Here is a 12,305-nt window from a genome sequence, read left to right on the forward strand (position 1 = left end):
CGGTCAGCTGCCGGGGTGGCGGGCCCGTGGACCGCGGCCGTAGGGCTGCTCCACGGGCTCCACCGGCTCCAGGGCCGGGATCGGCAGCACCTGCGGCTCCTCGTCCAACGCGATCGCCTCACCGTGGTGGCGCAGCCGCATCGGCGGCCCCGACACCAACCGGTATTCCGCCTCCTCCGGGCGGATCTCCACCCGCAGCTGACGGCCCTGCCACCGCAACCCGAACGAGATCCGCGTCAACGCCGGGGGCAACCGCGGCGCGAACCCGATCCCGGACTCGTCCATCCGCATCCCGCCGAACCCGACCACCACCGCCGTCCACGTGCCCGCCATCGACGCGATGTGCACCCCGTGATCCGAGTTCCCCGCCAGATCGTCCAGATCCACCAGGGCCGCCTCGGCCAGGTAGTCGTAGGCCAGGTCCAGATGCCCGGTCCACGCCGCCACCACCGCCTGAGTGCACGCCGACAACGACGAGTCCCGCACCGTCAACGCCTCGTAGTAGGCGAAGTTGCGCCGCATCTGCTCCGGCGTGAACGCATCCGGCCGCAACTGCATCGCCAGCACCAGATCCGCCTGCTTGATCACCTGCTTGCGGTACAGATCGAAGTACGGGACGTTCAGCAGCAGCGGGTACTTCTCCGCCGGGGTGCCCTCGAAGTCCCACACCTGGTGGTGCGTGAACCCCTCCGCCTGCGGATGCACCCCCAGCACCTCGTCGAACGGGATCCGCATCGACTTCGCCGCATCCCGCCACGACGCCATCTCCTCGGCGTTCACGCCGAGCCGCGCGGCCGCCCGCGAGTGCCGGGCCGCCGTTTCGGCCGCCACCCGGAGATTCTGCTGGGCCATGAGGTTGGTGTAGACGTTGTTGTCCACGATCGCGGTGTACTCGTCCGGGCCGGTCACCCCGTCGATCCGGAACTCCCCCGCCGAGTCGTGGTGGCCCAGCGAGCGCCACAGCCGCGCGGTGGCCACCAGCAGCTCCAGCCCCACCTCCCGCTCGAACACCACGTCCCCGGTGGCCGCCACGTGCCGGCGCACGGCGTCGGCGATGTCGGCGTTGATGTGGAACGCCGCCGTCCCGGCAGGCCAGTAGCCCGAACACTCCTGGCCCCGGATCGTCCGCCACGGGAACGCCGCGCCCTTCAGGCCCAGCTGCTCGGCCCGCTCGTAGGCGAGCGGCAGGATCGACTGGCGCCACCGCAGCGCGTCGGCCGCGGCGTCGGGCGCGAGGTGGGACAGGACTGGCAGGCAGAAGGTCTCGGTGTCCCAGAACGTGTGGCCGTCGTAGCCCTCGCCGGTGAGCCCCTTCGCGCCGATCGCGCGCCGCTCGGCCCGCGCGCCGGCCTGGAGCACGTGGAACGTGGCCAGCCGCACGGCCTGCTGCAGCTCCGCGTCACCGTCGATCTCGACGTCCGCGGTCTCCCAGAACTCGTCCAGGTACTGGCGCTGCTCGGCGCACAGCCCCTCCCAGCTCGTGTAGCGCGCCGCCGCCAGCGCCGCGCGCACCTGGTCGTGCAGCGCAGGAAGCGACCGCCGCGCCGACCAGCCGTAGGCCAGGTACTTCACCAGCCGCAACGTCTGCCCCGGCTCGAGCCGGGTGATCACCGTGGTGCGCCCGGTGTCGTCGGTGGCCTCGGAGGTGACCTTGATGCCGTCGGGCCCCTCGACCTCGTGGTCCATCGCCGCGGCCACCCGCAGCCCGGACTTGCGCGTCCTGTGCAGCAACGTGGCCCCGGCCTCGTCGCAGCGGTGCTGCTCGGCCACCAGCGGGTCGGTGAGCGCGGCCTCCACCCGCGGGTCGGCCTCGTCGCGGGCGGGCAGCTGCTCGTTGGCCACCAGCTCGGACTGCAGCACGAGCAGGGCCGGGGCGTCGACGACCTCCACCTCGTACTCGATGGCGGCGATCGCGCGCTGGGTGAGCGACACCAGCCGGGTGGAGCGCACCCGCACCACCCGCCCGGCGGGCGAGGTCCACTCCACGTCCCGCGACAGCGTGCCCGCCCGCAGGTCCAGCACCCGCTCGTGCCGGGACAGCTGGCCGTAACGCAGGTCGAACGGCTCGTCCTCCACCAGCAGCCGGATCAGCTTGCCGTTGGTGACGTTGATGATCGTCTGCCCCGACTCCGGATACCCGTACCCGCCCTCGGCGTACGGCAGCGGCCGCCGCTCGTAGAACGAGTTGAGGTACGTGCCCGGGATCGCGTGCGGCTCCCCCTCGTCCAGGTTGCCGCGCAGCCCGATGTGCCCGTTGGACAGCGCGAAGACCGACTCGACCTGCCCCATCCGGTCCAGGTCGAGCCGAGGCTCGCGCACCACCCACGGCTCCACCGCGAACGCGCGGCCCGGATCGGGGCTCACGACCCACTCTCCAGCAGCTCGGCGAGGTCGGTGACCACGACGTCGGCGCCTTGCTCCCGCAGCGCGTCGGCCTGCCCGAGCCGGTCGACGCCGACCACGAAGCCGAACCCGCCCGCCTTGCCCGCGGCGACCCCGGCGAGCGCGTCCTCGAACACCACGGCCTCCTCGCGGGAGACGCCGAGGTCGGCGGCCGCGGCGAGGAACGTGTCCGGCGCGGGCTTGCCCGGCAGGCCCCGCTCCTTCGCGGTGACCCCGTCGACGCGGTGGTCGATGAGGTGCTCGAGGCCGGCCACCTCGAGCACCTGCTTCGCGTTCGCCGACGACGACACCACCGCCGTGGCGAGCCCGGCGTCCTTCACGGCCTGCAGGTAGCGCACCGACCCGGGGTAGACCTCCACCCCGACGGTCACGATCTTCTCCTGCACCAGGGCGTTCTTGCGCCTGGCCAGGGCGTACACGGTCTCGGCGTCGGGCGGGTCATCGGGCCCGCCCGCGGGCAGCTCGATCCCCCGCGAGCGCAGGAAGGACTCGGTGCCCGCCAGGCGCGGCTTGCCGTCGACGTACGCGGCGTAGTCGGTGGCGACGTCGAACGGCCGGAACGGCGTGCCCTCCCGCTCGGCACGAGCCCGCAGGTACTCGTCGAACATCTGCTTCCACGCGGCGGCGTGGACGCTCGCGGTGTCGGTGAGGACGCCGTCGAGATCGAAGAGGCACGCGCGCGTGCCGTCGGGGAGGCCGAGCATGTGCGCACGGTACCGAGCCGTCGATCACCCGGGGAGCCGGAGTCGCCGGGTGGTGCGCGACACGACCCCTACGAGGTGAGGCGGATGGTCCGGGCGGCCGCACCGGCGGTGGCCACGGTGACCTCGCAGCCGCCCTCCACGGGCCGCGCAGCGAGGGTGAGCTCGCCGCCGTCGGGCCGCGGTTCGATCTCGCGCTGCACGGCGTCGCGCACGGCGGTGAGCAGCTGCAGCGGGGTGACGGGGACCGGGTGCAGCGCGGGTGCCACGTCCACCGCGACCCGCAGCCGCGGGCCGAAGCGGGCCTGTTCCAGCTGCAGGTACCCCTGCACGGCGGCGAGCTCCTCGCCCAGCGTGCTCCCGCCCACCTGGTCGGCGGCCCGGTTCAGGTCGGCGAAGCCCATGAGCAGGTCCCGGGCGCGACCGGGATCCGTGCGGATCAGCGCGGCGATGGTGTTCAGCGCGTTGTAGACGAAGTGCTGCTCGAGCCGGCGCGCGTCCGTGGCCGGGACGGGCTCCGGTGGGTCGGGCGCGGGCGGTGCGGCGGGTGGCGGTTCAGGAGCCGGGGGCGCGGGCCGGGACCGGGGCCGCGGCTCGGGCTCGGGGGGCGACTGGGGCTGGGGCGGTACCGGCGCCGGTTCGGGCGGCTGAGCCCAGCGGTCCTCGTGGACGTCGCCGGCGTCGAGCAGCCCCCGCCAGTACGGGCGGCGCATCCGGCGGCCGCTGATCCACCCCGAGAACTCGGCGAGCCCCGTGAGCCCCGGTTGCGCCCACCGCGCGTGGCCCGCCGCCGCGGCCGGCACCGCGTCGACGAAGGGCGGGGCGGCCTGCTCGCGGTGCGCGAGCTCCACGGCGAGGCGGCGCCGCTCCCCCAGCGACACCCCGACCCGCCCGACGTAGTGCAGCCGGCCGGGCGCGTCCGGCACCGGTGCCCCGAGCAGCAGGGTGCCCACGGTCTCGGGCCGCTGCGGGTCGGCGGGCGTCCAGCCGCCCACGAGGACCTGCCGCGTGCGGGTGACGGGCACGCGCAGCCAGAACCGCGACCGCCCACCCGGGTGGTAGCGGCCCCGCAGGTGGCGCGCGTGCAGGCCGTCGGCGCCCTTCTGTTCCGCGATGGCGAGCATCGTGGCGATCTCGGTGGCGGGCAGCGGAGAGGTGGTCCAGACCGGTGGGCTGGCGAACCCGAGCCCGTCCAGCAGCGCACGGCGCTCGGCGTAGGGCAGCGCGGTGGTGTCCTGGCCGTCGAGCCACAGCAGGTCGGCCACCTGCAGGTCCACCGGGATGCGCCTGATCGTGGCGTCCGAGGGGCGGTGGCGCGCGCTGCGGCGGGCGATCAGCCGCGGACGCACCGCGTGTTCCTCACCGCGCGCCACGAGCGTGCCGTCGAGCACCATGCCGCCCGGCGGCGAGCGGCGCAGCAGCGGCTCCGCGAGCTCGGGGTAGGCGGAGCTCATCGAGTTGCCCGCTCCCGAGAGCAGCCGCACCCGCTTCCCGGGCTCGACGTAGGCGATGCAGCGGTGCCCCGTCCACGCCACCTCCACCACCCAGTCGGCACCGGTGGGCGGCTCGCCGGTGACGGTGCCGGGCTGCATCGGCGGGACGAGCGCGGGCACGCCGCCCCCGCTCTCCCGCTCCGTCACAGAACCCACCGTATCTGCCCCTGAACTGCAGGTCGCCACGCCCGTGCGGGACGATCGGGGTCATCATGACCCTCACCGACAGGATCCCTCCCGACCCCGACCCCGACGCGCTCGTCGAGGCGTTCACCGACTGGGCGTTCGAGGAACGCGGCCTGTCGCTGTACCCGGCGCAGGAGGAGGCGCTGCTCGAGCTGGTCACCGGCGGCAACGTGATCCTCTCGACGCCCACCGGCTCCGGGAAGTCGCTCGTGGCGGTCGGTGCCCACGCCGCGGCGCTCGCCCGCGGGGAGCGCACCTTCTACACCGCGCCGATCAAGGCGCTGGTGAGCGAGAAGTTCTTCCAGCTCATCGACACGTTCGGCGCCGACAAGGTCGGGATGCTCACCGGCGACGCCGCGGTGAACGAGAAGGCGCCGATCATCTGCTGCACCGCGGAGATCCTGGCGAACATCGCGCTGCGCTCGGGGCGGGGCGCGGACGTCGGCTCGGTGGTGATGGACGAGTTCCACTTCTACGCCGACCCGGACCGGGGCTGGGCGTGGCAGGTGCCGCTGATCGAGCTGCCGCAGGCCCAGTTCCTGCTGATGAGCGCCACGCTGGGCGACGTGTCGTTCTTCCGCGACGACCTCACCCGCCGCACGGGCCGCGACACCGCGGTGATCACGTCGGTGGAGCGGCCGGTGCCGCTGCACTTCCGCTACGTCCTCACGCCGCTGCACGAGACCATCGGCGAGCTCCTGCAGACCCACGAGGCCCCGGTGTACGTCGTGCACTTCACCCAGGCCGCGGCCGTCGAACGGGCGCAGGCGCTGATGAGCGTCAACGTCTCCTCGCGCGAGGAGAAGCAAGCGATCGCCGAGCTCATCGGCCGGTTCCGGTTCACGGCGGGCTTCGGCCGCACGCTCTCGCGGCTGGTGCGCCACGGCATCGGCGTGCACCACGCGGGCATGCTCCCCCGCTACCGCAGGCTGGTGGAGACCCTCGCCCAGGCCGGGCTGCTGAAGGTCATCTGCGGCACCGACACGCTCGGCGTCGGCATCAACGTGCCGATCCGCACGGTGCTGTTCACCGCCCTCGCCAAGTACGACGGGCAGCGCACCCGCCCGCTCAAGGCCCGCGAGTTCCACCAGATCGCCGGGCGTGCCGGCCGCGCCGGCTACGACACCGTGGGCACGGTGGTCGCCGAGGCCCCCGACCACGAGGTGGAGAACGCCCGCCTGCTCGCCAAGGCGGGCGACGACCCCAAGAAGCGCCGCCGGGTGGTGCGCAAGCAGCCGCCCGAGGGGTTCGTCGGCTGGTCGCAGACGAGCTTCGAGAAGCTGCAGAACGCCCAGCCCGAGCCGCTCACCAGCCACTTCAAGGTCACGCACGCGATGCTGCTCAACGTGATCTCCCGGCCGGGCGACGCGTTCACCGCGATGCGGCACCTGCTGGAGGACAACCACGAGCCGCGGGCCCGCCAGCTCCGCCACATCCGGCGCGCCATCGCCATCTACCGGGCGCTGCGCACCGCGGGGGTGGTCGAGGAGCTGCCGGAGCCCGACGCCGAGGGCCGCCACGTGCGCGTCGTCGGCGACCTGCAGCTGGACTTCGCGCTCAACCAGCCGCTGTCCCCGTTCGCACTCGCGGCGATCGACCTGCTGGACAAGGAGTCCCCGGAATACCCGATGGACGTCCTGTCGGTGCTCGAGTCCACCCTCGACGACCCCCGCCCCGTGCTGCAGGCCCAGCAGAAGAAGGCCCGCGGGGAGGCCGTCGCCGCCATGAAGGCCGACGGCATCGAGTACGAGGAGCGGATGGCGCTGCTCGACGACGTCACCTACCCCAGGCCCCTCGACGAACTCCTGCACGCCGCGCTCGAGACCTATCGGCGCGGGCACCCGTGGGTGGAGGACGCGCACCTGTCCCCCAAGTCGGTGGCGCGCGACATGTTCGAGAAGTCCATGACGTTCGTCGAGTACATCGGGCACTACGGGCTCGCCCGGTCCGAGGGACTCGTGCTGCGCTACCTCGCCGACGCCTACCGGGCCCTGCGCCAGACCGTGCCCGACGAGGCCAAGACCGAGGAGCTCGTCGACGTCGAGGAATGGCTGGGCGAACTGGTGCGCCAGGTCGACTCCAGCCTCCTCGACGAGTGGGAGGCGCTCGCCGCCGGGGAGGGCACCGGTGAGGAACCCGAGCGGCCCCGCCTGGACGAGACGCCCACCGCGGTCACGGCGAACCCGCGGGCCTTCCGCGTGCTCGTCCGCAACGCGATGTTCCGCCGCGTCGAGCTCGCCGCCCTGCACCGCTTCGACGAGCTGGGCGGACTCGACGCCGAGGCCGGCTGGGACGCCGACGCCTGGCGCGAGGCGCTCGCCCCGTACTTCGCCGAGCACGGGCCCGGCGGCATCGGCACCGGCCCGAACGCCCGCGGCCCGCAGCTGTTCTCGGTCACCGAGGAGCCCGAGCGCTGGCTCGTGCGCCAGGTCCTCGAGGATCCCGAGGGCAACGGCGACTGGGCCATCACCGCGGAGATCGACCTCGCCGCCTCCGACGAGCAGGGCACCCCGGCCGTCTGGGTGACCGGCGTGGAACCGTTAGGCGGCTGAGGCCCCGCCCACCCTCCAACGCCAGCAAGGTGGCTTTACTGGCGCAATATGCCAGTAAAGCCACCTTGCCGGCATTCGGGAGCAGCTGCCCCCGCAGCGCAACTCCGACCATCGATGGGCCCATGATCAGGGAGTTGGCGCATTCCCGTGTCGAAAACGCCCGGGAATGCGCCAATCCCGTGATCATGACGCGGAACCGGCTGCCGGTGGCGCCGCGCGTCCACCTGGCAGGCCCCGGCCTGCCCACGATTCGCCCGGGAGGGGCCGCAGAGGCTCACGGGCCAAGGGGCGCGAAGCGCTCGCGCAGCGACGCCGAGGGCGCGCTTGAGGCGTGAGAGGCGGCCCCGCACGATGCGCGGCGCACCGGCGGCCTGGCGGAATCGCCCGGACAACCCCCGCCGCTGCGACTGCCACGCCTCTCCCCCGCTCCAGGGCCGGCGACACGCCGGGCCGCAGTGTCCATGATCGGTTGACGGATCGATGGCGTCAATGAATGATTGACAGCATGAAGTACGAGGAGGCCGTCCGCTGGCTCGACCGGGTCGATCCGATGATCGCCCGCCCGGACCGTTCCATCACCGGCAGGCTGGACCGGCTCAAGGAGGTCTCCGCCGACGGCGGGCTCACCCGAGACGCCGCCGCGGCCTGGTACGCCCTCGTCGGCGAGATGCGCCGCCTCGCCGACTACTACGAGCGCGACCTCATCCGCCGACTGCGCGCCGACGGGCTCACGTGGGCCCAGGTGGCCGACGCCGTGCAGGCCCAGCTGTCGAGCCGCCAGGCGGCTCAGGCGAAATGGAAGCGGCTGCTCGACCCGGGCCGCCGGACCACCACGGGCGACATGCGCCGCGGCGGGCGCCCCCGTCAGTCACCGTGATCGAACCGCGATGACCGGCCAGGAGAGGTAGGCTGCGCGCCAAGATCGCCCCAGGTCCCGGGCGATCAGGGTCTCGAGCGGGGGCGCGGCCATGGGCGACGACGCGCAGGCGCTCGGTGCCGCATGGGCCACGGCGATCCAGGCCGCGGGGTTCGTGCCGCTGCCGGGCCGCGAGCTCCACGCCGCGCTCGCCCAACGGGCCGCCACGATGCTGGACGCCGCTGCGGGCGCCGCCCCGGCCGCCGCGGGTGCCGAGGTCGGACGCTGGCTGGTGGAGACCGGCTTCACCCACCCGGCAGCCCTGGACCGCACGCTCACCGCGCTCGGCCCGCCCCTCGTGGCCGTCGATCCCCACCGGGGCGGGGAGGCGCTCGGCTCCCTGGCTTGCGCCTACGCCGTGGCCCTGCAGGAGCGCACCCGCGCCGAGCAGGAGCGGATCAGCGCGGCCGCCTTCGCCGCCCGGGCGGCCGCGGAGCAGGCGCGCTGGGCGAGCGAGGCCCGGTTCGGCGCCGTGTTCGCAGACGCGGCGATCGGGATCGCCGTGCTCACCCCCGACGGGCGGGTCGTGGAGGTCAACCGCGCGCTCTGCGAGATGTTCGACCTGTCGGCCGAGGAGTTCGTGCGCCGCACGGTGGACTACTACGTGCCCGAGGACGACCACGAGTACCGCGACGCGCTGCGGGCGATGCAGGAGGGAGAGCGGGAGAACGCCCGGCTGGAGCGCCCCTTCCTCCGCGACGACGGCAGCACGATCTGGACCGACACGGTGCTGTCGCTGGTGCGGGCCCCGGACGGCACGCCGCGCTTCGTCGTCGTCATGGTCGCCGACGTCACCGATCGGCACCGCCTCGAGACGTCCCTGCGCCACCAGGCCTACCACGACCCCCTCACCGGCCTGCCCAACCGCACCCTGTTCTTCGAGCGCCTCGAGTCGGCGCTCGCGGCCGGCCGTCCCGTCGGCATCTGCTACCTCGACATCGACGACCTCAAGGCCGTGAACGACACCCTCGGCCACGACGTCGGCGACCACGTCCTGCAGACCGTGGCGCAGCGGCTCGACGCCGAGATCGGCGAGGCGGGCAGCGGGCACCTGGTGGCCCGCATGGCGGGCGACGAGTTCGTCGTGCTCGTCGAGGGACCCGCCGACGACGTGGCCCGCCGGGCACTGGAGGTGGTGCGCCGCGCGGTGCCCTCCGGCCCGCACCGGGTGGTCGTGTCGGCGGGCGTCGGTGTGGTCGAGCACGTGGACGCCGCCGGATCGGCAGGCCTCACCACCGCCGCCGACCTGATGAAGGCCGCCGACACCACCCTGCACTGGGCGAAGCAGGACGGCCGCAACCGCATCGCCCGGTTCGACGCCGAACGCCACCGCGCCGCCGTCGCCCGGTTCGAGCTGTCCGCCCGGATGCCGGTCGCGCTCGAGGCAGGCGAGTTCGTGGTGGACTACCAGCCACTGGTGCGGCTCACCGACCAGCACGCCGTGGGCGTCGAGGCGCTCGTCCGCTGGCAGCAGCCCGGCGGCGACCGTGTCGGGCCCGACGCGTTCATCCCCGTGGCCGAGGAGACCGGGCTGATCGTCCCGCTCGGGAAGTGGGTGCTCGCCGAAGCGTGCCGGCAGGCGGTGCGGTGGCGGGAGGAGCTGCCGGACACCCCGCTGTTCGTCAGCGTCAACATCGCCGCGCGGCAGGTGCGCGAACCGGGTGTGGTCGACGACGTCGCCGCCATCCTCGCCGATACCGGGTGGCCCGCCCACGCACTGCAGCTCGAGCTCACCGAGAGCGCGCTCATGGGCAGCACCGACGAGCCGCTCGACGCGCTGCGCGCCCTCGCGAACATGGGCGTGCGCATCGCCATCGACGACTTCGGCACCGGCTACTCCAACCTCGCCTACCTGCGCACCCTGCCCGTCCACGCGCTGAAGCTCGCCGGGCCGTTCGTCAGCAGGCCGTTCGCGTCCCGCGACCCCGCCTCCGACGGCGCGGACGCCTGCGACGAGGTCGACCTCGAGGTGCTCGCGCTGCTCATCGAGCTCGCCCACACGCTCGGTCTCTCCGTCACCGCCGAGGTGGTGGAGACCGCGGCCCAGCTGGAGCGGCTGCGCAAGTTCGGCTGCGACACCGGTCAGGGCTGGTACTTCGCCCCCGCGGTGCCCGCCGCGCAGGTACCCGACCTGTTGCGCGGGCCGATCGGCCCCACCACGTCTAGAGCCTGCGAAGACCGCTGAGCACGCGCTGCATCAGCTCCAGGTCCGGGCCCGCCTCCCCGGTGCCGTGGTGCACGGCCACCGCTCCCGCCGTCGCCAGGTCGCCCACCAGGACGCGCGCCACCCCCAGCGGCACTCCCACCCGGGCCGCGAGCTCCGCCACCGAACGCGACTGCCCGCACAGGGCCAGCACGGCGTGGTGCTCGCCGCCGAGGCCGGCCGTGGACGCGCCGGGCACCGCCGACACGAGCGTCTCGATCGACAGGTCCAACGCCGCGCGCGTGCGCCCGCGGGTGAACACGTAGGGCCGCACGAACGCCGATCCGCCCTCGACCGGCTCCAGCTCCGGGAGCGGGGGCGCGGGTGGCGGTGACGTCGATGCCGCAGGTGCAGGCTCGGGCGCCGCGGCGGGCTCGGCGGTGCGGCGCCGGCGCGGGCGGGACCCGAAGCGTGCCCCGGTGAGACCGACGACGGGCTCGTCCGCCTCAGGCTGCGCGTCCACCGGCGCCGGCGGTGGCTCCGGTACCGGTGGCGGTGCCGGCTCCGGTGGCGGCGCACCGTGCTGGCGCGCCCCGGAGCGCGCCGGAAGGCCCGGCGGCGCACCGACCGCCGGGAAGACGACGGTGCCGGTCTCTGCCTCACCGTCCGTACTGCTGTCCGTACTGTCGGTTCCGCCCCCGCCGGTCCCCTGGTTCGGCGCCTCGGCAGCTCGCGCGGCGCCCTTCGCCGCCTTCTGCCGGGCGGAGCGCTTCCGTCGCGGAGCGCCCCCGAAACGCGCGCCGGTCAACCCGATCGCCGGGCCCGGATCGTCCTCGGTGTCCACCTCGCTACTCCCCCTCGCTTGGAAGTGCGACCACGATGTCGACAGTGCGTTACGATCCTGTTACTCCTCCGTTCCGCCGCCATGACGTTTCGTGATCAGTCGATCACGAGAAGTGAGCATCGGCAACATCCCGGCCGCGGTGAGAGCATCGGCGCATGACGCACCCCATCCGCATCGCCGTCCAACTGCAGCCCCAGCACGCCGACTACGCGCAGATCCGCGCCGCCGTGGCCGAGGCCGAGGACGCGGGCGTGGACGTCGTGTTCAACTGGGACCACTTCTTCCCGCTGAGCGGCGAGCCCGACGGGAAGCACTTCGAGTGCTGGACGATGCTCGGCGCGTGGGCGGAGGCCACGAGCCGCGTCGAGATCGGCGCGCTCGTCACCTGCAACAGCTACCGCAACCCCGAGCTGCTCGCCGACATGGCGCGCACGGTGGACCACATCTCCGGCGGCCGGCTGATCCTCGGGATCGGCGCCGGCTGGTTCCAGCGCGACTACGACGAGTACGGCTACGAGTTCGGCACGGCCGGGGAGCGCCTGGCCGACCTCGCGCAGGCCCTCCCCCGCATCCGCGCCCGCTGGGGCAAGCTCAACCCGCCGCCCACCCGCGACATCCCGGTGCTCATCGGCGGCGGCGGGGAGCGCAAGACGCTGCGCTACACCGCCGAGCACGCCACGATCTGGCACGGCTTCGGCGACCTCGACACGTTCACGCGCAAGTCGGGGATCCTCGACCGCCACTGCGCGGACGTGGGCCGCGACCCGGGCGAGATCGTGCGCTCCGTGGGGGTCTCGGCCGCGCCGGAGGAGGTCGGCGACGCGCTGGTGGCCGCCGGGGCGAGCTTGTTCACGATCGGCTCGAGCGGCCCGGACTACGACCTCGGCCTGGTGAAGGAGTGGATCGCCTGGCGCGACGCACGCCGCTGACGCGGGGCGCCGGCCTAGTAAGTGCCTGAGTGGTTGAAAACGAGGACATCCCCCTGTTGTGGTGCTCGGGCTTGGTGTCCCAACCACGACAGGAGGATGTCGGTGTCCAACCCTAGACGGCTCTCCCGCGGTGATAAC

Annotated in this window: 8 protein-coding genes; 4 read left to right on the plus strand and 4 right to left on the minus strand. The window is 73.6% G+C overall.

The window, feature by feature from the left end:
* Positions 1–3 precede the first annotated feature (3 nt).
* The 3 genes from ACFPL3_RS33325 to ACFPL3_RS33335 form a co-directional block, all read right to left on the minus strand.
* Positions 4–2,364: a glycoside hydrolase family 65 protein gene (locus tag ACFPL3_RS33325; protein ID WP_343939095.1), complete on the minus strand. Its 2,361-nt coding sequence runs from the start codon at positions 2,362–2,364 to the stop codon at positions 4–6.
* Positions 2,361–3,107 carry a beta-phosphoglucomutase family hydrolase gene (locus ACFPL3_RS33330; protein WP_343939093.1) on the minus strand — a complete coding sequence of 249 codons (747 nt, stop codon included), beginning with the start codon at positions 3,105–3,107 and terminating at the stop codon, positions 2,361–2,363. The genes ACFPL3_RS33325 and ACFPL3_RS33330 overlap by 4 nt, the downstream gene beginning before the upstream one ends.
* Before the next feature lie 68 nt (positions 3,108–3,175).
* Positions 3,176–4,744, minus strand: coding sequence for an ATP-dependent DNA ligase (locus ACFPL3_RS33335; RefSeq protein WP_343939091.1), 1,569 nt, complete (start codon positions 4,742–4,744; stop codon positions 3,176–3,178).
* Between the two features lie 65 nt (positions 4,745–4,809).
* Between ACFPL3_RS33335 and ACFPL3_RS33340 the strand changes: the two genes are divergently transcribed.
* The 3 genes from ACFPL3_RS33340 to ACFPL3_RS33350 all read left to right on the plus strand — a co-directional run bounded on the left by ACFPL3_RS33340 (position 4,810) and on the right by ACFPL3_RS33350 (position 10,436).
* Positions 4,810–7,335 (plus strand): DEAD/DEAH box helicase, encoded by a 2,526-nt coding sequence (locus ACFPL3_RS33340; protein ID WP_343939089.1) that lies wholly within the window; start codon positions 4,810–4,812, stop codon positions 7,333–7,335.
* Between the two features lie 505 nt (positions 7,336–7,840).
* Positions 7,841–8,212, plus strand: a complete 372-nt coding sequence (locus tag ACFPL3_RS33345; protein ID WP_343939087.1) for a hypothetical protein — start codon at positions 7,841–7,843, stop codon at positions 8,210–8,212.
* Positions 8,213–8,303: 91 nt separating this feature from the next.
* Positions 8,304–10,436, plus strand: coding sequence for a putative bifunctional diguanylate cyclase/phosphodiesterase (locus ACFPL3_RS33350; RefSeq protein WP_343939085.1), 2,133 nt, complete (start codon positions 8,304–8,306; stop codon positions 10,434–10,436).
* Here ACFPL3_RS33350 and ACFPL3_RS33355 read toward each other — a convergent pair.
* Positions 10,414–10,917 (minus strand): DUF742 domain-containing protein, encoded by a 504-nt coding sequence (locus ACFPL3_RS33355; RefSeq protein ID WP_343939083.1) that lies wholly within the window; start codon positions 10,915–10,917, stop codon positions 10,414–10,416. The two genes, ACFPL3_RS33350 and ACFPL3_RS33355, sit on opposite strands and share 23 nt — an antisense overlap.
* A gap of 476 nt (positions 10,918–11,393) precedes the next feature.
* On the opposite strand from ACFPL3_RS33355, the gene ACFPL3_RS33360 reads away from it, so the two are divergent.
* Positions 11,394–12,167 carry an LLM class F420-dependent oxidoreductase gene (locus tag ACFPL3_RS33360; RefSeq protein WP_343939079.1) on the plus strand — a complete coding sequence of 258 codons (774 nt, stop codon included), beginning with the start codon at positions 11,394–11,396 and terminating at the stop codon, positions 12,165–12,167.
* Positions 12,168–12,305: the final 138 nt, after the last annotated feature.

Source organism: Pseudonocardia zijingensis (assembly GCF_042657305.1).
Classification (GTDB): domain Bacteria; phylum Actinomycetota; class Actinomycetes; order Mycobacteriales; family Pseudonocardiaceae; genus Pseudonocardia; species Pseudonocardia zijingensis.